Genomic DNA, 24,831 nt, shown 5'->3' with positions numbered 1-24,831 from the left:
TATTGTGGTGAAATTCTACCGGATAGTCTGCGATTTTAGCAAGAGGCTACCAAGCTACAGCCCTTGTTATTAAGGGCTTTAATCAAGTCTGCGGGAATTGCTGCCCGGTAGGGCGGCAGAAAATATTGAATAGTCTTGAGAGTGTGTTTTCTGAGTGGTTTCCTGAAATAGGCAGTCATATCCAGGAAGAGAATGGCAATATCCGTCTTGCTGTTCCTGAAGAACTGAAACTGAATATTGAGACAATATCGTGCTTTGACGATAGTGAGGCAGAACAAAAAATCCAGAACTTTGTTTCTATGCCTTTTGACCTCAATGCAGGACCAATGCACCGTTTTCTTATATTGGCGGGTAGTGGCTGTAGTTATCTGGTGCTGGTTTTTCATCATATTATCTTTGATGAAGGCTGTGTTCCCCAAATGATCTCGTCTCTTTCTGAAGCCTACAATGGCAGTAGGCAGCGATGGGATGAAAGCTTTTTCCCCAGTTTGCGGGGATGGCTGATGGCGGAAAAAGACATTGGGGGTGTTAATGATGATGCCAAGGTATTTTGGCGGCAGGCTCTTCATGGGAAATCATTATCACTCAGTATAGATGCACCCACAGGACATTCTGGTGATAAAGGTGGCCAGGGGGTGTTTTCGAAAATTCATTTCTCATTGACCAGGGCTGAGAGTAATGCATGGCGCAAGCAGTGTCGTAAATTGCGCTCAACAGAGTTTCTGGCGGCAAAAGCTATATTGGGTATGGTGCTGTACCGGTTTACCCAGCAAAATGACTTTGTCATTGCCTACCCGATAAATTGCCGACCCAGAGCATACAAGAACGTACCGGGTTGCTTTGTTAACACACTCCCGGCAACGATTCATGTTTCTGAAGGTCAAACCATTAATGGGCTTGTTGCCGATATAACAAGGCAGCGAAAAGCTGCGAAAAATTTTGGGAATTATCCGACGGCAAATATTGTCCAGGATTTTCGGGCAGGTGATACCTCGGGAAGTGCTGATAATTTACTTAATGTCATGATATCTCAAAGTTGCCTGCAACATGAGATGCTGGAGTTTGGCGGTGCTGCATGTGTGGGGGGGCTTTACGGAGGGGTAGCGCTGTCGCATCTTTGTAAGCTTGATGCCATGAGCGATCTATCGTTGGTGATGGATTCCAGGGGTGATACTACAGTATTTTCATTACATTATGATGCTAAAAAATCAGGGAGTATCGCACAGACCCTGGTTGATATGTATCTTCATGTGCTTCGCGAATGGATTACCCATGAAGATGTTGACTGCATACAAACGACGCTATTAGGCAAACACAAGAAGCGGGAAATACTGTCTTTGGGAGTCGGTGCTCAAGGGCCATTACCCTATGAAGACCTGGTAAGCCGATTTGAAGATCAAGCCAGGCAGTTCCCTGAAGCAACGGCTATTGTTGATGGTGATGACGTCATTACATTCAGACTACTTGACCGGTTGGCTAACGAATTGGCCCATCGGATAGAGAGTCGCTTGGATAAGACTTGTTCCTCTGAACAAGCTTCAACGATCGCCCTGCTTTTTCCCAGGGGAAAAATGCTGATTGCAGCCATGATTGCTGTCTGGAAGACGGGTAATGCCTATATACCGCTGGACCCGGATAGTCCTGATACATTTAATCAAACGATTATTGCAAACAGTCATGCGGCGCTTGTTCTCGGACCGGAAACCCATTTATTGTCTTTCACATGCCATGAGGCAACAAAGCTTGTTGTTCCTATGTTTCCCGGGAATGAATGGTTTTCTGATAGGTTGAGTCAAAAACGAAGAACACCTCAGCACCTGGCCTATATCATCTTTACTTCAGGCTCAACAGGTACTCCAAAAGGGGTAATGATTGAGGACCGTGGCATTATTAATCTGGCTGACTGGTATCGGCAGCACTTATCTCTGACAGTGGATGATCGTAGTAGTCAATTTGCCAGTCCGGCATTTGATACCTTTGGCTGTGAGGTGTGGCCGTTTCTCCTTAATGGTAGCAGTGTCGTCATTGTTCCGAAGGAGGTTCGGCTATCTCCGGCCGAGCTTGATCAATGGTTAATCTCCCAGCAAGTGACTATCTGTGATTTACCCTCTTCAATGGCGAGCCGTTTTTTAGCCATTAAGCGTGCTGAAACATCGTTACGTGTGGTTAAATTTGGTGGTGAGAAACTGCATCATATTCCGGCAGAATCCTATCCGTTTGCCATTATTAATTCTTATGGCCCCACTGAAGCCAGCGTTGAAGCAACATTCTCAACCCTCTTTACACCGAATGGTCAGTCTGATGCCAAAGCGGCATCAACTATTGGAAAGCCCATTAACCGGGTTGGTGTTTTTGTACTGGGCGCCAATATGGAGCCTGTGCCTGTGGGGATGAAAGGAGAGTTATATATTTCGGGAGTGGGGTTGATGAGGGGGTATCTGAATGACCCTGACAGAACCCGGAGCGCTATGGTGGAGTTATCACTTTCCGGTCAAGATTGCTGCACTGCGTACAAAACAGGTGATATCGTTCGATGGCTTGAAAGTGGTGAGCTGGAGTATATAGGCAGGAGTGACCACCAGGTACAACTGCGAGGCTACCGCCTGGAGCTTTCAGCTATAGAAAGTATGCTCTGTCAATCTGAAATGATACAAGAGGCGGCAGCTATTATTGAAGGGCTGGGAGAAAAGACGTCGCTGGTTGCTTATATCGTTTTAAAGCCCGGGGCTATCTTTAATAAAGCGGCACTATATGAGGCACTGGCAAGTCGCTATCCATCTTACTGGCTTCCTGCTTCACTGTTTTTGGTGCCGTACCTTCCCCTTAATGGTCGGGGGAAAGTAGATAAGCGTTTGCTCAAAGGACTGGGGACATTGCCTGAAGCAGTGGAGGGGGAGGAAGAGAAAGGATTCCGGTCAGAGATTGAGATACGCCTTTCCCGTATTTGGTCAAAGGTGCTTAACCGGGATCGGCATGGTCTATCACCAGGCAGTCATTTTTACTATGAGGGGGGATCCTCTCTTGGTCTGGTTGAGCTGATGCTGGAAATAGAGCAGGAATTTGCCATACAGCTGTCACTGATGGATTTGGTCAAGGCAAAAACCATTCATTTACAAGCAGAGCTTTTAAAGCGGGTGACGCACTATGAAATACCTGTCTGGCGTTGTTTTCACTCTGCTTCAAAAGAGGCTACGCCTGTTATTCTATTACCTCCCAGGGGAGCAGGGCTGGAGGCTTATGAAGCCTTTGGTCGGCAGTTTCATAGCGTACCGGTTTATGGGATTGAATCCCATAACATGTATGCGAAGCCGGGGCATATGATAAAAAATATAACAGCGCTTGCTGCAAGGAATATCGAGGTGCTGAAAAAGAATCTCTCCCGTGGGCCCTATAAATTGGCTGGCTGGTCAATGGGCGGTAATGTGGCCCAGGAAATGGCAAAACAGTTGGAAATGCAGGGGGAGGTTGTAGAGGCCGTATATCTATTTGACAGTATTGTTCCCGATGAAAAAGGAGTGGCGCTTACGCAACAGCTGGAACCCATGCTGGAACGTATTCTGATGGAGTCGGAAAAGTTTCAGTCTCTTGATCCCGCAGCAAAGGAAACCCTGCTTATGGTAAAGGAGGTTGAAAATACGATGTATATAACCCATCAGCATCAGCCTTGTCAGGCACCCTGCTGGTTATTCAGGGCGGAGCAGTATGCATATCCTGCATCTTATTCAGGGCAGGAAAAAATAATGATGGATGAGTTCTACGCTCAATTAAAAACCAAATCTGCTAATGGGTGGGAAGCCATCATGCCCGATATTCGGGTAATACCTGTTCAGGCTACCCATAAAAATATACTGCAATGTGAGCATACAGAAAAACTTATTGCTATCTGTGAGCAGGAGATCCGTTTATGAATGCATTTGATAAAGTCTCTGCCTTAATAGATGCTGCGGCTAAAAAAAAGGGTGTTGCTTTGCGTGTGGGGAATGCCCATTACTCTTATCAATGGATTGATGAGAGGGTTACCCGGTTATGCAGTGCGCTGCTGGCAATGCCGAAAAAACCTTCCAGGGTGTTTTGCCAGCTTCCTAATGGTTGGGAAGCTCTGGTTTGTACCCTTGCCTGCCTGAGAGTGGGTATTGAGGTGGTTCCAATTCCCTTTTATCACAGCCGGACAGATATCGATAAATTACATTGTAGTCTTGTACCTGATGCATCTATTTCCGGGAAACTGAACAAAAAGACAGGAGAGTATGCCGTTCTCTTTCACTGCTTTTATGAAGAGAAGATTTATCCGCTGGATTCACTTATAGCAGATGGCAGCAGAACTTACGAGTTAAGCCCTGAAGAATCTCCTCATCCCCTGACCCTGTTTACATCGGGTACTACAGGTACTCCAAAGGGGGTGCAGTTTTCTGCTGATGCGTTGATATTTAACTTATTGTGCTGGCGCGATCTCCTGGATTTATCAAGCAATTCTGTTTTGTTTACCGAGCAGGGCTGTTTGCTGATGTTATCGTCGTACTTTTTTGGCGGAGAGCTTATTTTACCAGACAATAGCCATAAACATCCGGTTGAGGATATTGAAAAATCAGGCTGTCACTATTTGACACTTATTGAGCGTCATGAGCCTACAGCTTGCTTTATGATGCCTGCCGGGTTTATGAGAATAGCAGATGCCCTCAGGAATAAGCAGGCGGGCTATTCTTTTATAAGAAAAACCAAAATATGGATGACGGGGGGAGCAAGTCTACCCCGCTGGGTTATCTCGGTATTCAGGGAAGTGACCGGTTCTCCAATACTTTCAGGTTATGGCCTCACAGAAATACCATTGGTGGCTTCTTCATCAGATGCTTTGTGTTTGGATAATGCAACAGGTGTTGGTAAACCCTTAAAAGGTATTGAGGTGCATATTGAAACTGCTGCAAGCGGAGGTGTTGGGGAAATTTGGGTTAAGAGCCCGGGAGCTTGCTCTGGCTATATTACCGAGGGGGTAGTTACTCCGATTGCGGCTGATTTTTTTGCTACAGGTGATTTAGGATACTTTGACGATCAAGGTCGATTATTCATTGTTGGACGAAAACGGCAGTTACTAAAAAATGCTGAAGGAAAGTTTGTTGGGCTGAGTGAAATGGAAGCGATGGTTGATCAGCATCTTGCTCCCAACTGCGGCACTATCATTTTTGATCAGCCCAGTGACAATGTCCAGCGCCCATGGTGTCTTGTTATTGTTGATAAGGATCAGAGTTTAAGGAAGACCCGGAAGTTAGAAGTCGAGGTTATCCCGCAACTCATTCAGTGTATAGGTAGTACGTTCCCAGAATTAAGCCAGGTAGGCGAGTACCGTTATATCAGCGGCTTTCCTTTAAATCCTGCGGGAAAAATTGATAGATATGCATTGGTGCAGGAGATATTCGGTTTTGCTGGTGGCTGAGTAAAAATCGTTGTTGACAGATGGGGATGATATCCATAGAATTCTGCCTCGTTTGCTGCTGACAGCAATAACGAAGTTCTTCTTCGGGGTGAATTGATTTTGATAATCAATTTTGCATAATGATCAGCATTGATTGGGGCCATAGCTCAGCTGGGAGAGCGCAACACTGGCAGTGTTGAGGTCAGCGGTTCGATCCCGCTTGGCTCCACCAAATTCTCTTTGAGAATTTGCGTCCCCTTCGTCTAGTGGCCTAGGACACCGCCCTTTCACGGCGGTAACAGGGGTTCGAGTCCCCTAGGGGACGCCATTTATTTTGGCGTCAGACGCTAAAGTGGGAATAGCTCAGTTGGTAGAGTACAATCTTGTTAAGGTTGGGGGCTCCAGAGCTTAAGAGTGAGTCTCGTTTCCCGCTCCGACTTTGAAAAAGTCATAAAACATTTTCACTGCGGGAATAGCTCAGTTGGTAGAGCACAACCTTGCCAAGGTTGGGGTCGCGAGTTCGAGTCTCGTTTCCCGCTCCAGTTTAATGATGCAGAGATTCTGCATATGGCGTGAAATGAAACCTTGCCAAGGTTGGGGTCGTCTCTTTATAGCAAGGGCGAGTCTCGTTTCCCGCTCCAATTCAAAAAAGCCAGTCATTTTGACTGGCTTTTTTTTTCACTAAAAAAGCAGGATGGGGTTTATGTGATGAAAAAAGCTCTATTGGTCCTTGTCTCCCTTCTCGTACTCGTTGTGGCAGCGGTAATCTATCATTTCAACGTTACTAAGAATGATTTGGATGTTGTTCAGTCCAATACTCTGGACGTGAGTCAGGATGAAGGGTCTGGCTACCAGTCAAAAGTGATGCGGGAGCTGTTTAGCGTTAATACTGGCAGGGACTGGATGGTCAGTGTGCCAGATATTGATACGTCAGCAGCATTGACTGATATCGTTGATCGTGATGGGGTTAAGTATGCCTCTGGAGGGTATGACGACGGTTATGAAAAGGGGATGGTACTCCTTGATTATATGAAGATACGCCCTGTTCAGATAGGAAATCCGGAAAAGGATATGTGGTTTTTAGCGCCTTTTGTGGTTGCCGGGCAGGGGTCGGGTTATTTTTGGTATCTGGGGTTGTTTCGGTTTGATCATAACAGTCATATTGTTGCCCATCGGGGAAGTTACTTTGTGGGGGATCGTGTAAAAATAACAGGTCTGGATATTGATGAACCTTTTGATGTGACAGGATCGGTTATTTTAACATTCCTTGATTATGCGGAAGGGCAGGGGTTTGGGAAACCTCCCGAGGAAAAGCGGATTCAAAAGCTTGGGGTGAGTGAGCAGGGCCTGATTGAGAAATAATGAAAGTGACGGGGGATTAGATCCCCCTTATTTTAGTGGTTAAGCAATGCGGCGCCACGAGCGCCGCCAGCATCCCCGAAAACAGCCTTACGGATTTCCGGAAGTTTGCTGGTTTTCAGCGTATGCTGTTTCAGCATGGAGGGGATGAGTTCGTAGAGTTCATCAAAATTTGATAAACCACCTCCGAAAACAATAACACCGGGGTCAAAGGTGTTGATAATGCCTCCCAACCCATTGGCCAGAAGTTCACAATATATTTCAACGGCTTTGGCTGCATCGGGGGCGTGGCGTCGATAAGACTGAACTATTTCTTTGCCTTTTTTATCTTCATCTGTCAGATATCTATAAATCAGCTCCAGTCCTCGGCCAGAGAGGTAGTTATCGATACAGCCTTTCAGTCCGCAGCCACATTTTACTATTGGAAAGTTTTGTCCGGCCAGTTCGAAAATGCTATAGGGCAGGGGTGTGTGTCCCCATTCACCGGCAAGATTGTTGCATCCTGTATAGAGTTTGTTGTTAAGATAAAATCCGCCGCCACAGCCTGTGCCAAGGATAACGCCAAATGCAGAGCTGAAGCCTTCTGCTGCTCCTCCCCGAGCTTCGGAAAGAACAAAGCAGTTAGCATCGTTTTCAATCTTTACTGACCTGTCCAGAATCATCTCGAGGTCGCACTGAAGCAGTTTATCGTTGGCGCAGGGGATGTTGGCGCACCGGGCTTTTCCTGTGTGGGGCTCGATAAAGCCGGGAATGCCAATACCTACAGTTCCACGACTATTCAGTTCCAAATCAGTGTCAGTAACAAGTTGTTTAATGGCGGCTTTGAAATCAGTGTAGGATTCGGTGGGCGTTGGTATTCGCTTGGTGAATACGTTGTTATTGTCTTCAAAAGCGGTTAGCTCAATTTTTGTGCCACCGATGTCCAGTCCATACAGCATGGTTTGCTCCAGATGGAAGTAATTGTTTTTAACCTAGGGCCATTGAGAGTTTCTGGTGACTGCGATATATGTAATTATTGCCGTTTTTATTTGTTCCGGGTTGATCGCATCTGTCAGAATTCTTCAGCCTGTCAGGTTTGGAGGCAGAGGGTATAATATTTTAAGGGGAAAAAGTAATGATGTGGAACAGCTTTTGAACGATGTCAGGTTGTGCTCAATCGGTTTGATAGGTCTGCGAAGGTTGGGTTTTAGTTTCTTGATATAAAAAGGCCAGCAATGGTTATTGCTGGCCTTGTGGCCTATTAATGCTCAGTTACAGGACATCAATGGCGTTCAGGTCAGAAAATGCCTGTTCTAGGCGGCTGATCATGGAAGACTGGCCAGCACGCAGCCATGCGCGAGGATCATAGAACTTCTTGTTAGGCTGGTCTTCACCCTTGGGGTTGCCGATCTGGCCTTGCAGATAAGCTTCGTTTTCTTTGTAGTAGCCCATTACACCACTCCAGGTAGCCCACTGGGTATCAGTGTCAATATTCATCTTGATGACACCGTAGTCGATGGACTCACGAATCTCTTCCAGGGAAGAGCCGGAACCACCGTGGAAAACAAAGTTCAGGGACTTGGCAGGCAGGCCGAACTTTTCAGAAACGAATTTCTGGGAGTTATCCAGGATTTTAGGGGTCAGGACAACGTTGCCTGGCTTGTAAACGCCGTGCACGTTGCCGAAGGAAGCAGCAATGGTGAATCGGTGGCTAACGGCATTCAGCTTTTCGTAGGCGTAGGCAACATCTTCTGGCTGGGTGTACAGTAAGGAAGAATCCATGTTGGTGTTATCAACGCCGTCTTCTTCACCGCCGGTGCAGCCCAGTTCGATTTCCAGGGTCATATTGATTTTGGCCATGCGCTCCAGGTATTTAGCGCAGGTTTCAATATTTTCTTCCAGGCTTTCTTCAGAAAGATCGATCATGTGAGAGCTGAACAGTGGCTTACCGGTCTGCTCAAAGAACAGTTCGCCGGCATCCAGCAGGCCGTCGATCCATGGCAGCAGTTTCTTTGCTGCGTGGTCGGTATGCAGGATGACAGGAATGCCATAAGCTTCGGCTACTGCGTGAACGTACTTGGCGCCTGCAATGGCTCCGGCAATCTGGGCTTGCTGACCTTCCAGTTTGAGGCCTTTACCGGCAAAGAAGGCGGCGCCGCCATTAGAGAACTGGATAACAACAGGAGATTTAACCTTGGCGGCAGCTTCCAGTACAGCATTAACGGAATCGGTGTTTACACAGTTAACTGCTGGCAGGGCGAAGCTGTTTTCTTTGGCAATTTCAAAGACTTTTTGAACATCATCACCAGCGATTACGCCAGGCTTTACTGCATCGAAGATCTTTTTAGACATAAGGGTTGTCCTGCTTCCAGAATCAAACAAAGGGCAATGCTTTCGAGGTTTAAGGGATGCTCTAGAAACGTACAGGATGAGCGTTCTTTGATCATCTCTTTGGCTCCCGGTTCCAGCATTTGCTAATCGTCAGCGGATAGGGTCATGTTGGGTAGTTGCTTCATGACCTGAAACTCTATGAAAGAGTTAAACGCTGCGTTGAGCCTAATTGTGCGATGAGAGGCGATTATACACAAATGATTCAATATTTAATAAGTATTAAGAATAATTAAATATAAATTAATAAACTTTTGGCTTATACCTCGTATGATGAGTGATAAGCCATGATTTAGATCAGTTTTTCAATAATGGATTTGTGGTGTAATTTTTAAAGAAATTTGATGGGTCGTTTGTAATAGGTAGGTTTTTATTTTTATTCCTAACCAGTTGATTACATGTTTTCTTCTATGACCTATTGAGTTTAACAGATGGATACATCTTTATTCATTATTAAACATCAGGACGTTAATCCGGATAATTGCAGTTCTTTGCTTTTGCTTGGAGAGGCTGATGTTAAAAATAGTGAAAGATTATCATTTTGTGATCTTTTATCTTTACTGTTTGCGAGATTAATTTTGCTTTTAGATACCTTTGGCCTGTTAATTGCTGGAGATAAATGTAAATAAAAGTGATTGTCTTTGTTGGTTTTTGAAGTACTTTAAAAATATTCTTTTATTTTTGTTTTTTAGTACTTTTAGTTATTCAATATTTTTGTTGTTTGAAATTGTTATTGCGTGAAAAGTTTGCTCATTTAATGTAAAAATACTGTTTTTATCGCTGTGGCGATAAAGGTTTTTAGAATCTGGGTGATTGACTTCGAAATATTATCCAGATGGTTACTGGTTACTGACAAGATTTTAAGTAGGTAAGATCATGTTCTCAGGCATCATTGCATCTTCTGGTGTTGCTATTGGTAAAGCTTTTGTGCTGAAAGAGGTGGATATACAAATCAGCGATGGTGTTCTCGATCAGTCAGAGGTGGCATCCGAGGTGGCCCGGTTTCAGGGTGCACGCGATAAAACTGTAGAGCAGCTGGAAATCATTCGTGACAAGGCTGCCGCCAAATTGGGTGAGGAAGAAGCCGAGGTCTTTGAGGGCCATATTCTGGTTGCCACCGATGAAGAGCTTGAAGAAGAGGTTCTGGAAGCCATTAAGGGGCTGACCCCCGCTGATGCGGCATTGAATGCCGCTATCAAGGCTAATGTTTCAATGCTTGAAGAGTTGGATGACCCTTACTTACGTGAGCGTGTTGCGGATATTAAAGATGTTGGCCGTCGTATGCTGAAGAATCTTCTGGGGATACCTATGGCTTCCCTTGAGGATGTTGAGGAAGGCTCCATTATTATTGCGGATGATCTGACACCTTCAGATACCTCTCAAATTGACCTGGATAAGGTGTGGGGTTTTATTACCAATGTAGGTGGAAGAACCTCTCATTCCGCCATCATGGCGCGTTCCCTTGAGCTGCCCGCTATTGTTGGGGCTAAAATTGCCACTGACCGTATTGTCAGTGGTGATCAGGTGGTTCTGGATGCTGTTAATAATAAAGTGCTGGTTAATCCCGATGCGATGGCTCTGGAAAGTTATCGGAAACTGCAAAAAGATCTGGATGTTGAGCGTCAGGCACTGGCTAAACTTAAGGATCTTCCTTGTGAGACAGCGGATGGTAAGCGGTTTGAGATTTGTGCAAATATAGGCACGGTGAAGGATGTTGAGGGTGCCAATCGCCATGGTGCTGAGGGTGTAGGGCTTTACCGGACAGAATTTCTGTTTATGGATCGAAGCCAGATGCCAACGGAAGAAGAGCAGTTTCAGGCCTATAAAGCTGTAGCGGAAGCAATGAAAGGGTGCCCGGTTATTGTGCGAACCCTGGATATTGGTGGCGACAAGGAGCTGCCTTATCTGGATCTGCCGCAGGAGTTAAACCCTTTCCTGGGATATCGGGCCATTCGTATGTGCTTTGATAAACCGGAAATCCTGAATACCCAGCTTAGGGCTATTCTTAGAGCCAGTCACTTCGGCAAGCTGAAAATCATGTTTCCAATGGTGATTTCTGTCGAAGAGGTTCGTCGTCTAAAAGCTATTGTCAATGAAGTTAAGTCTGCTTTGCGTAGTGAAGGTCAGCCTTTCGATGAAAGTGTTGAAATAGGTATTATGGTTGAAACACCTGCCGCGGTGATGGTTGCTGACTTGCTGATCGAAGAGCTGGATTTCTTCAGCATTGGCACAAATGACCTGACTCAGTATGTGCTGGCGGTTGACCGTGGTAATGAGATGATCGCTGAATTGTATGATCATTTTTCTCCAAGTGTCCTGAGGGCGATCAAGCGAGTCATTGACTGTTCCCATAAAGCCGGTAAATGGACGGGAATGTGTGGTGAAATGGCGGGTGATGAGCGTGCCGCTCTATTGCTGGCTGGCCTGGGTCTTGATGAGTTCAGTATGAGTGCGACCTCCATTCCAAGGGTTAAAAAGGCAGTTAAACGTTATGGTTATGATGCGCTGAAGGTAATGGCTGAGAAAGCGGTTAATTTGCCTACTGCGGCTGAAGTGAAGTCTCTTCTTGAAAACTTTGCCAGTTAATTAGCCATTAATAATGGAAGCCTGTTTTCAGGCTTCCGTTGAAATCATTTTCATTTGTTTTGAGGTTGGAGGTTATTGTTTTCATTTTAATTTAAATGAGATGAAAGCAATATTTTTCGCTCATTAATGCCTTGATTTTTTATCAGGGAATTTAAAGGCCAGGGTAGGGAGAGTAACTGGTTAATAAAGAATATCAGGTTGTTCGGCTTTATAGGCTGAACGCCAAGCGTTGAAAGGATTTCTGTTCATCAACGAATACTATTCGTAGAGTGAGGTAAGCGATATGGCAAGCGAAAAGCAAACTGCCAAGGCTGTAGAAAAACAAAAACAGGCCGTTGTTGATAGTGTGGATGCGCAGCTGGATGTGCTGATTGGTAAGGCCAGGATAGCTCGGGATAAGTATCTTGAGCTTGACCAGGAAACGGTGGATCGGGTGGCCAAGGCTATGGCCCTGGCGGGGCAGGCCGCTCACATGAGCCTGGCCAAAATGGCTGTAGAGGAAACAGGAAGGGGGATTCTGGAAGATAAGGTTACTAAAAATATTTTTGCGACTGAATATATCTATCACTCCATTAAATACGATAAAACGGTGGGTGTGATAGAGGATAATGAAGAAGAAGACTTTATGCTGGTGGCCGAGCCAGTGGGCATAGTGTGTGGTATTACACCGGTTACCAACCCCACTTCCACCACCATGTTTAAGTCCATTATTTCTGCTAAAACCCGTAATCCTATCATTTTTGCTTTCCACCCTTCTGCGCAACAGTGCTCCACTGAGGCGGCCAGGACCGTTCGTGATGCAGCCATTGAGGCAGGAGCGCCTGAAGATTGTATTCTCTGGGTAGAGCAGCCTTCTCTGGAAGCGACACAGAAATTGATGGTTCATCCTGAAGTGGCGGTCATTCTGGCTACCGGTGGTTCTGGTATGGTTAAGGCTGCTTATTCCTCTGGTAAGCCTGCCCTGGGCGTTGGTCCGGGTAACGTACCCTGTGTGATTGACCAGACTGCAGATGTCAAGCAGGCAGCCAATGATCTGGTACTGTCCAAGAGCTTTGATAATGGCATGATTTGTGCGTCCGAGCAGGCGGCAATTGTCCATGAGACGGTGTACAAAGATGTTGTGAAAGAGATGAAAAAGCTGAACTGCTATTTCACCTCTCCGGAAGAAACCAGGCGACTGGCTGAAGTGGTCATCGTTGATGGGCATGTTAACAGTCAGATTGTTGGAATGAAGCCTGTTGACATTGCAGCGATGGCTGATATCCGGGTGCCGGAGAATACACGGGTGCTGGCCTGTGAAATAGAAGGCGTTGGACCGGAGCATCCGCTGTCAAGAGAGAAGCTTTCTCCAGTACTGGGTATTTTGAGGGCGCGTGATATCAAGCATGCTATTGATCTTGCTGATCAGATGCTGAATTTTGGTGGATTGGGGCACTCTGCGGTTCTTCATTCACAAAGTGATGAGGTGATTGATAACTTCTCCCTGGCCATGAAGGCAGGCCGTATCATTATCAACTCCCCAAGTACCCATGGTGCCATTGGTGATATTTACAACACCAATATGCCATCCTTGACTCTCGGTTGTGGTACCTATGGTGGTAACAGTACAACGTCCAATGTTTCTGCTGTTAACTTGATTAATGTTAAACGGGTGGCCAAGCGCAGGGTGAATATGCAGTGGTTCAAGCTTCCTCGGAAAATTTATTTTGAGGCAAACTCCCTTCAGTATCTGGAGAAAATGCCGGATATCTCCAAGGTCTATATTGTGACCGATGAGGTTATTCAAAGTCTGGGCTATGTTGATAAGGTGCGTTATCACCTGCAAAAGCGCCAGGCTCCGGTTCAGGTGAGGGTGTTTAACCAGGTTCAGCCTGACCCCAGCCTGGAAACCATCCGTCTTGGCGCTGAGGATATGGCGCGCTTTAATCCTGATGTGATCATTGCTCTGGGCGGTGGCTCTCCGATTGATGCGGCTAAAGGAATGTGGCTTTTCTATGAGCAGCCAAATGCTGATTTTGCCGGCATGGCCCAGAAATTCCTGGATATTCGTAAACGTGTCTATAAATTCCCGAAATTAGGCAAGAAAGCCAAGCTTGTTGCTATCCCGACTACTTCTGGTACTGGTTCGGAAGTAACGTCATTTGCAGTTATTACTGATAAGGAAAAAGGGATCAAGTATCCGCTGGCGGATTACGAACTGACCCCGGATGTTGCCATCCTTGATCCTAATCTGGTGCTGACTGTGCCCAAGAAGGTGGCTGCGGATACGGGCCTGGATGTGTTAACCCATGCGCTGGAAGCCTACGTGTCTATCATGGCCTCTGACTATACAGATGCGCTGGCGATGAAGGCTATTCAGCTGGTCTTCGATTACCTGCCGGATTCCTATGAAAAAGCAGATAAGCGTGCCCGTGAAAAAATGCACAATGCATCTTGTATTGCCGGTATGGCTTTTGCTAATGCCTTCCTGGGAATTAATCATTCCATGGCTCACAAACTGGGTCATGAATTCCATGTGTCTCATGGTTTGGCGAATGCACTGCTGCTGCCGCATGTTATTGAATATAATGGTGCCAGTCAGCCGACTAAAGTGGCTTCTTTCCCTAAATACGACCATTATATTGCCCATGAAAAGTATGCGGAAGTAGCGAAAGCGCTTGGCCTGCCGGCAGCTAATCCTGAACAGGGCGTTAAATCGTTGGCCAGTGCTGTTCGTGATCTTATGAAACGTACGGGGATGCCTCTGTCGCTTCAGGAAATGGGTGTTTCCGAGAAAGACTTCCTGTCTAAGGTCAAGATGTTGGCTGAGCACGCGTTTGAAGACCAGTGCACAACAGCTAACCCCAGAATGCCGCTGGTGACAGAGCTGGAGGAACTCTTCAAGAAAGCTTACTACGGCAAATAGTTGCATCGTTGAGGAGGCAGGGGGCTACCCTGCTTCCCTCTTTTTGATAAAGCTTCATGATACTCACCATTAACCATTTTTCTGTTAGTTGTTATCGTCCAAAAAAACTACTAAATAATGTTGCAGTTTTGCTCTGGATCAAGGCGCAGGCAGGTCAGTGAAAGCAGAATAGCCCACATTTTTGCAATCGGTTACAGAAACCGGTTACATTCTGGTATTATATTTCCTTTTCTGAGCTTTATTGAGCCAATGATAATAGGGCAGGCAGGGGAGTGAGACGGTGAATATTCTCGGGTACATGCAGAGACTGGGCAAGGCGTTAATGTTGCCCATTGCGATTCTTCCGGTAGCGGCGTTGCTATTGCGTTTGGGACAACCTGATTTGTTGGGTATCCCTTTTATTGCGGAAGCGGGCGGTGCTATTTTCAGTAACCTGCCACTGTTGTTTGCCCTGGGTATCGCCATGGGGCTGGCAAAAGGTGATGGTGGTGCGGCTGCTATGGCCGGTGGTGTTGGTTATTTTGTGTTAACTGCAGCGGCGGGAACTATCAATCCTGAAATTGATATGTCATTTTTTGGTGGCATTATCGCCGGTATTATTGCTGGGCATTCTTATAATAAGTTTCATGCCGTACAACTACCCCAGTTTCTGGCATTCTTTGGTGGTAAACGTCTTGTGCCCATTATGACCGGGCTTATTGCTCTGGTAGCAGCTTTCTTGATGGGCTATATCTGGCCTGCTATTCAGGATGGCATTAATGCCTTTGGTAATGGTGTTGCTGACTCTGGCGCAATTGGTCAGTTTGTTTATGGAACTCTGAACAGGGCGTTGATTCCTGTGGGTCTTCATCATGTGCTGAACTCCATTTTCTGGTTTGGTCTTGGGGAATATACCAATGCTGCTGGAGAACTGGTGACAGGTGACATTGCTCGGTTCTTTGCCGGGGATCCAACCGCCGGAGTATTTATGGGCGGGTTTTATCCTGTGATGATGTTTGGTTTGCCAGCTGCTGCGTTTGCCATGTATCTGGCTGCGCCCAAAGAAGGCAGGGCTAAGGTGGGAGGCGTATTACTTTCCGTTGGCCTGACTGCCTTCCTGACCGGTATTACTGAACCATTGGAGTTTATGTTTGTCTTCCTGGCACCAGGATTATACGTTGTTCACGCGCTGTTGACGGGTCTATCGCTGGTTGTAACCAATATGCTGGGTGTGCTCCATGGCTTTGGTTTCTCCGCGGGTGCCTTTGATATGGTGCTGAACTGGGGACTGGCAACGAAACCTGTTACGCTGATTTTTATTGGTCTTGCTTTTGCCCTGGTTTATTTCACGATCTTCTACCTTGCGATTAAGGCATTTAATTTAAAAACTCCCGGTCGTGATGAGGGTGCTGTATCAGAAGAGGTGGAACATATAAGCGGCAGCGAACGTGCAACTCGCTATGTACAACTTTTAGGGGGTAAAGATAACCTCAAGACAGTTGATGCCTGTATTACCCGCCTGAGATTGACGCTGGCTGACCGAAACCGTATTGATGAAGCCGGACTCAAGGCAATAGGCGCTAAAGGTATTGTGCGTTTGGGAGAGAATAATCTCCAGGTTATTTTGGGTCCCCAGGCTGAAATTATTGCCGGAGAGATTAAGGCCGGGCTTTGAGCCAGGAAATAGAACTTCATACTATATTTGCTGTCTGAAAAGTGGTGAGTCATGAAGGTGACACCGTTGAGCACCCATTTTGATTTTAGAGGTGTTCATCAATCCGGGACAGCACTTTACATCACTTTACATCCAGGTTCAGTGGTTAGCTGCTGAACCGGGGTTAGGGAGCTACTTTGTTGACAGAATGTGGCAAAATAGCGCCCTGGCTAATTTAACGAGTAGAGCCGGATCATCCGGCCGTGAAAACAAGTGAGAACCTTATGTTTAAAAAAGATGTAGTTATTACTGCTGAAAATGGCCTTCATACCCGCCCGGCAGCACAGTTTGTCAAAGAGGCAAAGGGTTTTGAGTGCACCATCAAGCTGGAAGTGGGAGGCAAGCAGGCAAGTGCCAAGAGCCTGTTCAAGCTCCAGACTCTGGGACTGACCCAGGGAACCAGCGTTAGTATTATTGGAGAAGGCGAAGGTGCTGAGCAGGCAGTAGCGCATCTGGCTGAGTTTATTACAACATTAAAGTAATGAAAAAAAGACAGTGAGCTGGCTGTTTGAATAAAGGGATATGGTTCGAGTGTGTGTCGGTTTATTGACTCTGGTCAAATGTCCGATGAAACAGTTCTTATTTTTTATACATATCCCTTAGCCGTCTTGGATTAAGACGGTTACAATTATACAAATGAAGACCAGACCTCAACTGCATGAAGTCTGGTTTATTTTCGCATAGTTGTAATGCAAGTATGCTTCAGGGAGTTGTATGACCCATTAATGAAGCGGTGTGAAAAAATGTGCAAATGTTTGTGAATCATCTTGCGTATTTGTAACTCCGTACCATTAATCTGTCAACCCCCCCTCCTGGTTGTCCGGGTAAAAAAAATCCCGGATTTAGGAATTCCACTCGTACAACGAGTTTATAGGTACAGCCCTGGTTATAGATTGATTCTTTATGTTTCAGTTTTCAGCTGTGAGGCGTGGTTACTTGTGCAGTTGTGTGTATTTCTTGCAAACCCTTGATTATCAAGGGCTGTAGGTGTTTTTACTAGGCTGTATTCGAGTTGGAAATCCTATTTACTAAGATAAAGCGCGGGTAATCCGCTGCGATTAATAGTATTGGAGACGTCATGATTAAAATTGCAATCAATGGCTATGGCCGTATCGGCCGCAATGTACTGCGTGCCCTTTACGAAGCCGGTCGTCGCGAAGAATTCCAGATTGTTGCTATCAACGACCTGGGTGACGCCAAGACTAACGCTCACCTGACCAAGTATGACACTGCACATGGTCGTTTTAATGCGCAGGTTGAAGAAGGTGAAGGCGCCCTGTTCGTAAACGGTGACGAAATCAAGACCTTCTCTGAGCGCAATCCTGCTGACCTGCCTTGGGCCAAGCTGGGTGTTGACGTTGTATTCGAATGTACTGGTATTTTCCGTTCCAAGGAAGCGTGCCAGCCTCACCTGGATGCTGGTGCCAAGAAGGTTATCATTTCTGCCCCAGGCAAAAATGTTGACGCAACTATCGTATACGGTGTGAACCAGGACGTCCTGACTTCCGACATGACCGTTATCTCTAATGCGTCCTGTACTACTAACTGCCTGGCACCTATCGCCAAGCCGCTGAACGATACCCTGGGTATTGAAAAAGGCCTGATGACCACCATTCACGCCTACACCAACGACCAGCGTCTGAGCGATGTATACCACACAGACCTGTACCGCGCCCGTGCTGCTGCCCAGAACATGATTCCTACCGCTACTGGTGCTGCTGCTGCTGTTGGTCTGGTTGTTCCTGCCCTGGCAGGCAAGTTCGACGGCATGGCTGTTCGAGTGCCTACTATCAACGTATCCCTGGTTGACCTGAGCTTTGTGGCTGGCCGTGAAACTTCCGCTGAAGAAGTTAACGAAATTATTGCCACTGCCGCCAAGGCAAGCCCAATGAATGAAGTGCTGCACGTTAACTACGAGCCTCTGGTTTCCGTAGACTTTAACCACAGCCCATTCTCCTCCAACTTCGATGCAACCCAGACTCGCGTACAGGGTAACCTGGTGAAAGTGATGTCCTGGTATGACAACGAGTGGGGCTTCTCCAACCGTATGCTGGATACTGCCAAGGCTTTCATGAGCGCTTGATAGTGTCTGCTAGATAAAACCACAGGCTCGCTTTGCGAGCCTGTGGTTTTATCAGTTAAGTGATTTTGTTTTTGGTTTACCGGCCCGGTGCCGATAAACCGTCAGTAAAAGCTTACTGGCATTGCCCGGTAAGGTGTGGCCAAAGCGGCAGCAAAAAGAAGATGGAGTTTGGAATGGGTGTACCTAGATAGACTCCCTCTTCTTTTGCTTGCTGCTTTTTGCTGCCAGTCTATTGAAGCCTGCCCATGACCATGATTGCCTACTGATGATGAGGAACACTCAGGGTTATGGCAGGACGTATAAGTGAGAGGATATCATGCTCAGACGTACTAAAATTGTTGCTACTCTTGGACCGGCTACCGAATCTGAAGAGCAACTGCAAAAGCTGATTGAAGCGGGTGTCAATGTTGTTCGACTGAATTTCTCTCATGGTGACCCTGAAGATCACCGTATTCGTGCTGAGCGAATTCGTTCTATCGCTACACGCCTAAACCGCAGTGTTGCCATTCTGGGTGACCTGCAGGGGCCAAAAATCCGTATTGGCCGTTTCCAGAATGCTAAAATCCATCTGCCAGACGGTGCTGAATTTATTCTGGACGCTGAGCTGCCTATTGATGCAGGTGATGAGACTCAGGTTGGCCTGGCTTACACCAATCTGCCAAACGATTGTAAAGTGGGTGACACCCTGCTGCTGGACGATGGTCGTGTAAGCCTGAAGGTAAAGGCTATCGAAGGTTCCCGAATTGTTACCACAACTATTGCCGGTGGCGAGCTGTCCAATAACAAGGGTATTAACCTTGAGGGTGGTGGTCTGTCTGCAGCAGCACTGACTGAAAAAGACAAGATTGATATCAAACTGGCTGCAGACCTGGGTGTTGACTACCTGGCGGTTTCTTTTGTCCGTCGGGCCGAAGACGTTGAAGAAGCCCGTGCCCTTCTGAAAGAAGCCGGTGGTTCTGCTGCTATCCTGTCCAAGATTGAGCGTGCTGAAGTGGTGCGCAGCCATGAACTTCTGGAAGAAGTCATTAAAGCCTCTGACGCTGTCATGGTAGCCCGTGGTGACCTGGGTGTTGAAATCGGTGATGCGGAACTGGTAGGTGTGCAGAAGCACATGATTGCCGAAGCCCGTCGTCTGAACAAGCCTGTGATTACTGCGACCCAAATGATGGAGTCCATGATTCACAACACCCTGCCAACCCGTGCAGAAGTGTTTGACGTGGCTAATGCGGTGCTGGATGGCACTGATGCCGTTATGCTGTCTGCCGAGACCGCTACTGGCAAGCGTCCTGATGAAGTGGTTCGTGCCATGGGACGTATCTGTATGGGAGCTGAAAAGCAGCCTGCTGCACAGGTCTCTACACACCGGATGGACTTTACTTTCCAAAAGGCTGATGAAGGCATTGCCATGGCGGCCATGTATGCGGCCAACCACTTGGAAGGTGTAAAAGCCATCGTTTGTCTCACCAAGACCGGTAGCACCCCTCTGTGGATGTCCCGGATTAATACAGGTCTGCCTGTATTTGCCCTGACCCGTTATAAAACCACAGAGCGCCGTGTGGCCCTGTATCGTGGGGTTGAGTCTGTTGCCTTTGACAGCGGCAGCACCTACGGTTCTGAAGTAAACGAGCGTGCTATCACTGTTCTGAAAGAGCGTGGTGTATTGAAAGCCGGAGATAAGATTATTCTGACCAAAGGCGAAAACCGAGAGGTTGAAGGCGGCACCAATACTCTGCAAATCGTTACTATTGGTTAATACACCCATTTTTAACGACGGGTTGATCAGCTTCCCTGTGAAAGGCAGGGGAGCTTGAAGGAGAAAAACCGAAAATGACAGAGCTTAAAAGAATTGGTGTATTGACTTCCGGTGGAGATGCACCTGGCATGAATGCAGCCATTCGTGCTGTTGTGCGGGGCAGTATCTACCACGGTGTTGAGCCGGTTGCCATCAGGGAAGGTTACAAGGGACTGATTGATAATGATCTGGAGGTGGTGAATGCCCGCTCCGTTGCCAATATTATTAATCAGGGTGGTACTTTCCTGAAGTCAGCACGCTGTCAGGAATTCCGTACTAAAGAAGGCCGTGCCAAGGCCTATGAAAATGCCAGGGCTGCCAATCTGGATGGACTGGTGGTGATTGGTGGTGATGGCTCTTTCACGGGTGCAATGCTACTGGAAGAAGAGCATGGTATTCCCTGTATTGGTGTTCCCGGTACCATTGATAATGATATTTATGGCACTGATTATACCATCGGCTATGATACGGCACTGAATACAGTGGTTGAGGCCATCGACAAGATCCGTGATACCGCTACTTCCCATAACCGTCTTTTCTTTATCGAAGTCATGGGCCGTGATGCCGGGTTTATTGCGTTGAACACGGGTATTGCTGCGGGTGCAGAAGAAATTCTGATTCCTGAGCAGGAAAACAGCGTTGAAAAGTTGATGAGCGGTTTGCAAAGCAGTGGCAGGGCGGGTAAAACCTCCAGCATTATTGTGGTTGCAGAGGGCGATAAGAGCGGTGGTGTGTTCGAGCTGGCCAGGACGGTAGAAAAAAGCTTTCCTGAATACGAAGCCAAAGTGACCGTACTGGGACACATTCAGCGTGGTGGCAAGCCCAGCTGCTTTGACCGGGTATTGGCGAGTCGCCTGGGTGTGGCTGCTGTAGAGGCACTGCTCAAGGGTGAAAGTGGTATTATGGTAGGTGTGCGCGATCAGCAGGTGGTTAAAACCCCACTGGAGCGTGCTATCAGCAAGCAAAATACCATTGACAGTCACTTGATGAAAGTGGCAGAGATTATCACTGTTTGATTTTATTCTTTGATTGCCTGCCCGGGTAGTTCTATTTACCGTGTAAATACGGTCTTTCAAAATCTGCAGAATAAGGTGTACATCATGGGTTTATTTGATTCTCTCAAGAAAACTATGGGCCTTGGTGCCGATGAAGGTACGGTGATCAAGGCACCACTGACCGGTGAGATTGTTCCTATTGAAGATGTGCCAGATCCGGTATTTGCGGATAAGGTAGTGGGTGATGGTATTGCTATCAACCCAACCGGTAATCGCATGGTAGCGCCTTGCGATGGAACCATTGGTAAAATTTTCGAAACCAACCATGCTTTTAGTATGGAAACTGCCAGTGGTGTTGAGCTGTTCGTTCACTTTGGTATTGATACCGTTGAACTCAAGGGTGAAGGCTTTAAGCGTGTTGCCTGCGAAGGTCAGGATGTAAAAGCGGGTGAAACAGTGATTGAGGTTGACCTTGAGTTTCTCCGTGAGAAAGCCAAGAGCGTGATTACCCCGGTTGTTATTTCCAATATGGATGATGTGGCTTCCCTGGAAAAATCATCCGGCTCAGTGGTTGAAGGAACTGACTCTTTGCTGACTGTGCATATGAAGTAAGCCCTGCCAGTGATGATCAATTGACCAACCGTACTTTCGGCTTCTGTTGCTGGAGCGGGAGAGGTTTAGAAAGTACGATTGGTGTCGTGTTGCAAAATGTTAATAACAGAATAATATTCTCAATTTTAATTTTTTCTATGGTAAGCATACCGGCTATAAAACCATCCTGGGCAGTAAGTAAGGATTGCTTGTTTTGGTAGCTGTTGCTGTGGCGAAATGCCTTTGTTTGACAGTGTTTCGCTTTGTTCAGATTGTCGGCTGATTAAAAATAACTATAACTAAAAAGCAGGCTGCGTCTGCATAATGTAAGGCTTGACACTTACCCTCAACAAGACCTTACAAGATGGACACGGTACGCTCAATTACAACCCAAACCCGCATTAAGCTGAAAAAGCGTAGTAATCATAATAAACGTTCAGAGCCTCCTTTTTTAATCAGTAACTTTAGCTCTTCTGTCACCGGGAAGGGTTCCAACTTTTTTTTCTGCTGCTTACCTATTGATGTGACAAGATCCCTGGAAATAGCTTGGATAATATGGCACAACCCAGGATACTCCATTCTTTTTATTTTTTCATGATCAAGCGCTTTATGGATTTTTTTTCCATAAAAAAAATCCATATTTAATGAAAGGCCATAAGGGATATAGCTTCCAGCCCAACAATCAATCACTCTTGATAGTGTTTTTTTTGACCAGCTTGGTCGGCCGGATAAAATATTATAAACTCCAGAAATCAAAGTTACTAAATAACTATCATTTCGTTCCTTTTCGCTCTCCGAAAAATCAACTAAGTAGGTCATAGTTTGGTTTCAAATAAACTGGATGTTCGGCCAGTACGAGAAATCTACTTCTTGATCTAACGATCAGATAGCTATTGAATGATACATTTACTCTATTATAAAGAGAGTACTGGTCTTTAAATCCCTCTCCCTATGAAGTACGTCACTACAATCACTGATGAAGCTGTTTTATTAACTTTGAAATTCGCCAAACACTACGGACCTCTGAGATGTATAAGGGAAAGAGCCCATAGCCTTTTATTGAGCAATCGTGGCTTTACCCTTGAGCAAATTGCCGAAATACTTGAAATTAGATATCAAACTGCTTCTCAGTGGATTGATGATTGGGAAGAATATGGTATTCGTGCCTTGTACAAGGGGCATGGTGGCGGTAGGCCGTGCATATATGACGAATCCGAAGTGCAACGCATAAAAGAATTAGTGGCTGAAGAGCCTCGTCGCTTATCGTATGTCAAATCCAAGATCGAGGATGAAACCGGTAAATCTTCATCAAAAATTACTCTGGCAAACATTGTAAAAAAGCAGGGCTGGTTTACAAAAGACTCCGTAAATCATGCAAACATAAACGGGACGAAGAGCAATTCCATGACTGTAAAACTGCTCTGAAAGATGCCCAGGAAGCCGAGAGCAAAGGGTTAATCAATTTATTTTATTTTGATGAGTCCGGCTTTACCCAGGAACCTTGTGTGCCATACGGTTGGCAGGAAAAAGGAAAGCAGCTCAGAATACCATCAGTCAAAAGTAAACGCATCAACGTACTGGGGTTTATGAACCGAAGCTGTGAGCTATTTCATTATCCTGTTGTGGGTTCAGTGAATAGCGATACGGTGATTGCGGCCTTTGATGACTTTGCAGAGAAAATGGCAGATGAAAAATACAGCTCAAATGATCGTTACACGGTAGTTATGGTGGATAATGCCAGCATTCACACCAGCAAAAAGTTTTGTGCCAGAATTGATGACTGGATGATTGAAAAGAAATTGCTGGTCTGCTTTCTGCCAACATATTCACCTGAGCTCAACCTGATTGAAATCCTGTGGAGGAAAATAAAGTATGAATGGCTCAACCTCTTGTCAATCAAGAGCTTTGCGGAATTTGAAAAAGAAGTTGAACGGGTGCTTTTTTCATTTGGAGAGGAGTATATGATCTCATTTTCTAATACTGTCCGACTGGATGGTTAAATTATTCGAAAGCAATCTATACACTACTTATAGCGCCTGCACGCTGATCAAAATTCAACATTGTTATATCACACGCCTCTCCCCCTACCACAAACATTTTTAAACAGGTCTCTTCGTAAGGAAACCCCTGACGACCAACACTCCACACATTATCAATTAATGCCATTAGAACAATCAATGCATTACCTTTATTAACGGCGGGATGGATCAAGCTGTAACTATCAGCCATAATGTGCTCTTCCGAAGGAGCTATTCCTGAACATGACTCACACACTTCCAAAATATTTCTTTCATTCCACCACCCCCTGTACTCAAGACTTCGATGAGGAACTGCGTACTGAAATGGATATCCTTTGTATCTGGCTATTAAAGACTCCCAGTCATGCGGCAAGCTTAATATGTTTTCACTGTATGCGTTTTCCTTTCCCAGCTCTTCCAGCAATTCCGCATAATTTACTGAATCAATATCATATACAGTATTATTTACTTTTAATCTGGATTCAAAATTCCTATTTAGATAATTAACAGCTTTTCGTACTTTTTTATCACGATACAATAATGGCCGCCTCTCACTATTAATATAAATCCCCTTGCCATATTCAAAAATAAAAAAATCAGGAGCCGGGACTAAAGAAAACCTACTGGCCTCATCTACATCAAGATGCATACGGGTGTAGGTAGAACTATCACCAAATAAAAAAAATAATTCACCTTCTTCTCCAGTGTTTTTTCTATCAAAAGTTCCAATACTTCTTGAAGAATTATAAACTAAAGTAATATCTTCCTTGCACATGGGTAAAGAAAGAAACTCCAAAAATTGACTAATAAAACAATCCTCATCATCATTCTCATTATTTTCAAAGTAGAAAGCAGAGTCAGGATCAAAAACAATCACAACATGGCAATTACTTTCTCTAGCCAATAATAACGACTGCTTAAATTCGTTTAAGATATCTTCCACTTTACATGGATCTATAAGATAAGCCCAGGCAGGTATAAACCCAACACATAAAAATAAAAAAAACAAACTTTTCATATAAACACCCATTAAAA

General features: G+C 45.8%; 18 protein-coding genes and 4 tRNA genes. 18 read left to right on the top strand and 4 right to left on the bottom strand.

The window, feature by feature from the left end; all coding sequences use genetic code 11:
- The first annotated feature begins 125 nt into the window (after window positions 1-125).
- The 7 genes from MJ595_RS22505 (at window position 126) to MJ595_RS22475 (ending at window position 6,769) form a co-directional block, all read left to right on the top strand.
- Entirely contained in the window at window positions 126-3,908 is a 3,783-nt protein-coding gene (locus MJ595_RS22505; RefSeq protein WP_263080388.1) for an amino acid adenylation domain-containing protein, read from the top strand.
- On the top strand, window positions 3,905-5,428 hold the full coding sequence (locus MJ595_RS22500) for an acyl--CoA ligase (RefSeq protein ID WP_263080386.1): 1,524 nt from the start codon (window positions 3,905-3,907) through the stop codon (window positions 5,426-5,428). The genes MJ595_RS22505 and MJ595_RS22500 overlap by 4 nt, the downstream gene beginning before the upstream one ends.
- Before the next feature lie 135 nt (window positions 5,429-5,563).
- A tRNA-Ala gene (locus MJ595_RS22495) sits at window positions 5,564-5,639 on the top strand.
- 20 nt (window positions 5,640-5,659) lie between these two features.
- Window positions 5,660-5,735 (top strand) — tRNA-Glu (locus MJ595_RS22490).
- Between the two features lie 24 nt (window positions 5,736-5,759).
- A tRNA-Asn gene (locus MJ595_RS22485) sits at window positions 5,760-5,840 on the top strand.
- 33 nt (window positions 5,841-5,873) lie between these two features.
- Window positions 5,874-5,949: transfer RNA gene (locus MJ595_RS22480), tRNA-Gly, on the top strand.
- Between the two features lie 163 nt (window positions 5,950-6,112).
- On the top strand, window positions 6,113-6,769 hold the full coding sequence (locus MJ595_RS22475) for a hypothetical protein (protein ID WP_263080385.1): 657 nt from the start codon (window positions 6,113-6,115) through the stop codon (window positions 6,767-6,769).
- A gap of 32 nt (window positions 6,770-6,801) precedes the next feature.
- On the opposite strand, the gene MJ595_RS22470 is transcribed toward MJ595_RS22475, so the two are convergent.
- Both MJ595_RS22470 and fbaA read right to left on the bottom strand, forming a co-directional pair.
- Window positions 6,802-7,704 (bottom strand): ROK family protein, encoded by a 903-nt coding sequence (locus MJ595_RS22470; RefSeq protein WP_263080384.1) that lies wholly within the window; start codon window positions 7,702-7,704, stop codon window positions 6,802-6,804.
- Window positions 7,705-8,017: 313 nt separating this feature from the next.
- Window positions 8,018-9,097, bottom strand: a complete 1,080-nt coding sequence (gene fbaA, locus MJ595_RS22465; RefSeq protein ID WP_263080383.1) for a class II fructose-bisphosphate aldolase — start codon at window positions 9,095-9,097, stop codon at window positions 8,018-8,020.
- Window positions 9,098-9,564: 467 nt separating this feature from the next.
- Between fbaA and MJ595_RS22460 the strand changes: the two genes are divergently transcribed.
- The 9 genes from MJ595_RS22460 to crr all read left to right on the top strand — a co-directional run bounded on the left by MJ595_RS22460 (window position 9,565) and on the right by crr (window position 21,799).
- On the top strand, window positions 9,565-9,762 hold the full coding sequence (locus MJ595_RS22460; RefSeq protein WP_263080382.1) for a hypothetical protein: 198 nt from the start codon (window positions 9,565-9,567) through the stop codon (window positions 9,760-9,762).
- 247 nt (window positions 9,763-10,009) lie between these two features.
- The gene (ptsI, locus tag MJ595_RS22455) at window positions 10,010-11,719 is read left to right on the top strand and encodes a phosphoenolpyruvate-protein phosphotransferase PtsI (RefSeq protein WP_263080381.1); all 1,710 of its coding nucleotides are present in this window, start codon (window positions 10,010-10,012) and stop codon (window positions 11,717-11,719) included.
- Window positions 11,720-12,002: 283 nt separating this feature from the next.
- Window positions 12,003-14,624, top strand: coding sequence for a bifunctional acetaldehyde-CoA/alcohol dehydrogenase (adhE, locus tag MJ595_RS22450; protein WP_263080380.1), 2,622 nt, complete (start codon window positions 12,003-12,005; stop codon window positions 14,622-14,624).
- Window positions 14,625-14,904: 280 nt separating this feature from the next.
- Entirely contained in the window at window positions 14,905-16,278 is a 1,374-nt protein-coding gene (gene nagE, locus MJ595_RS22445; RefSeq protein WP_263080379.1) for an N-acetylglucosamine-specific PTS transporter subunit IIBC, read from the top strand.
- Window positions 16,279-16,541: 263 nt separating this feature from the next.
- The gene (locus MJ595_RS22440) at window positions 16,542-16,799 is read left to right on the top strand and encodes an HPr family phosphocarrier protein (RefSeq protein WP_263080378.1); all 258 of its coding nucleotides are present in this window, start codon (window positions 16,542-16,544) and stop codon (window positions 16,797-16,799) included.
- A 596-nt stretch (window positions 16,800-17,395) separates the two neighbouring features.
- Complete coding sequence (gene gap / locus MJ595_RS22435) at window positions 17,396-18,400, top strand: type I glyceraldehyde-3-phosphate dehydrogenase (protein ID WP_263080377.1); 1,005 nt, start codon at window positions 17,396-17,398, stop codon at window positions 18,398-18,400.
- A 316-nt stretch (window positions 18,401-18,716) separates the two neighbouring features.
- Window positions 18,717-20,153 (top strand): pyruvate kinase, encoded by a 1,437-nt coding sequence (gene pyk, locus MJ595_RS22430; RefSeq protein ID WP_263080376.1) that lies wholly within the window; start codon window positions 18,717-18,719, stop codon window positions 20,151-20,153.
- Between the two features lie 74 nt (window positions 20,154-20,227).
- Window positions 20,228-21,208, top strand: a complete 981-nt coding sequence (pfkA, locus tag MJ595_RS22425; RefSeq protein ID WP_263080375.1) for a 6-phosphofructokinase — start codon at window positions 20,228-20,230, stop codon at window positions 21,206-21,208.
- Window positions 21,209-21,292: 84 nt separating this feature from the next.
- Window positions 21,293-21,799 (top strand): PTS glucose transporter subunit IIA, encoded by a 507-nt coding sequence (gene crr / locus MJ595_RS22420; protein WP_263080374.1) that lies wholly within the window; start codon window positions 21,293-21,295, stop codon window positions 21,797-21,799.
- 402 nt (window positions 21,800-22,201) lie between these two features.
- Here crr and MJ595_RS22415 read toward each other — a convergent pair whose 3' ends face one another.
- The gene (locus tag MJ595_RS22415; RefSeq protein ID WP_263080373.1) at window positions 22,202-22,468 is read right to left on the bottom strand and encodes a hypothetical protein; all 267 of its coding nucleotides are present in this window, start codon (window positions 22,466-22,468) and stop codon (window positions 22,202-22,204) included.
- Window positions 22,469-22,729: 261 nt separating this feature from the next.
- Here MJ595_RS22415 and MJ595_RS22410 point away from each other — a divergent pair, with 261 nt between their 5' ends.
- Window positions 22,730-23,203, top strand: a complete 474-nt coding sequence (locus tag MJ595_RS22410; protein WP_263078037.1) for a helix-turn-helix domain-containing protein — start codon at window positions 22,730-22,732, stop codon at window positions 23,201-23,203.
- The gene (locus MJ595_RS22405; protein ID WP_263322427.1) at window positions 23,125-23,778 is read left to right on the top strand and encodes an IS630 family transposase; all 654 of its coding nucleotides are present in this window, start codon (window positions 23,125-23,127) and stop codon (window positions 23,776-23,778) included. The genes MJ595_RS22410 and MJ595_RS22405 overlap by 79 nt, the downstream gene beginning before the upstream one ends.
- Before the next feature lie 16 nt (window positions 23,779-23,794).
- Here MJ595_RS22405 and MJ595_RS22400 read toward each other — a convergent pair whose 3' ends face one another.
- Complete coding sequence (locus MJ595_RS22400) at window positions 23,795-24,814, bottom strand: hypothetical protein (RefSeq protein ID WP_263080372.1); 1,020 nt, start codon at window positions 24,812-24,814, stop codon at window positions 23,795-23,797.
- Window positions 24,815-24,831 lie beyond the last annotated feature (17 nt).

Origin of the sequence: Endozoicomonas sp. Mp262, from assembly GCF_025643335.1 — a bacterium.
Taxonomy (GTDB): domain Bacteria; phylum Pseudomonadota; class Gammaproteobacteria; order Pseudomonadales; family Endozoicomonadaceae; genus Endonucleibacter.
The sequence above is the reverse complement of the archived record's forward strand: the minus strand, read 5'-3'. Positions and strand labels throughout refer to the sequence as shown.

What these genes read in the sequence shown, in the direction of transcription:
- MJ595_RS22500 (WP_263080386.1), top strand. Translation starts at nt 3,905, where the DNA reads ATGAATGCATTTGATAAAGTCTCTGCCTTAATAGATGCTGCGGCTAAA.
- MJ595_RS22470 (WP_263080384.1), bottom strand. Translation starts at nt 7,704, where the DNA reads ATGCTGTATGGACTGGACATCGGTGGCACAAAAATTGAGCTAACCGCT.
- fbaA (WP_263080383.1), bottom strand. Translation starts at nt 9,097, where the DNA reads ATGTCTAAAAAGATCTTCGATGCAGTAAAGCCTGGCGTAATCGCTGGT.
- MJ595_RS22460 (WP_263080382.1), top strand. Translation starts at nt 9,565, where the DNA reads ATGGATACATCTTTATTCATTATTAAACATCAGGACGTTAATCCGGAT.
- ptsI (WP_263080381.1), top strand. Translation starts at nt 10,010, where the DNA reads ATGTTCTCAGGCATCATTGCATCTTCTGGTGTTGCTATTGGTAAAGCT.
- adhE (WP_263080380.1), top strand. Translation starts at nt 12,003, where the DNA reads ATGGCAAGCGAAAAGCAAACTGCCAAGGCTGTAGAAAAACAAAAACAG.
- MJ595_RS22440 (WP_263080378.1), top strand. Translation starts at nt 16,542, where the DNA reads ATGTTTAAAAAAGATGTAGTTATTACTGCTGAAAATGGCCTTCATACC.
- gap (WP_263080377.1), top strand. Translation starts at nt 17,396, where the DNA reads ATGATTAAAATTGCAATCAATGGCTATGGCCGTATCGGCCGCAATGTA.
- pyk (WP_263080376.1), top strand. Translation starts at nt 18,717, where the DNA reads ATGCTCAGACGTACTAAAATTGTTGCTACTCTTGGACCGGCTACCGAA.
- pfkA (WP_263080375.1), top strand. Translation starts at nt 20,228, where the DNA reads ATGACAGAGCTTAAAAGAATTGGTGTATTGACTTCCGGTGGAGATGCA.
- crr (WP_263080374.1), top strand. Translation starts at nt 21,293, where the DNA reads ATGGGTTTATTTGATTCTCTCAAGAAAACTATGGGCCTTGGTGCCGAT.
- MJ595_RS22410 (WP_263078037.1), top strand. Translation starts at nt 22,730, where the DNA reads ATGAAGTACGTCACTACAATCACTGATGAAGCTGTTTTATTAACTTTG.
- MJ595_RS22400 (WP_263080372.1), bottom strand. Translation starts at nt 24,814, where the DNA reads ATGAAAAGTTTGTTTTTTTTATTTTTATGTGTTGGGTTTATACCTGCC.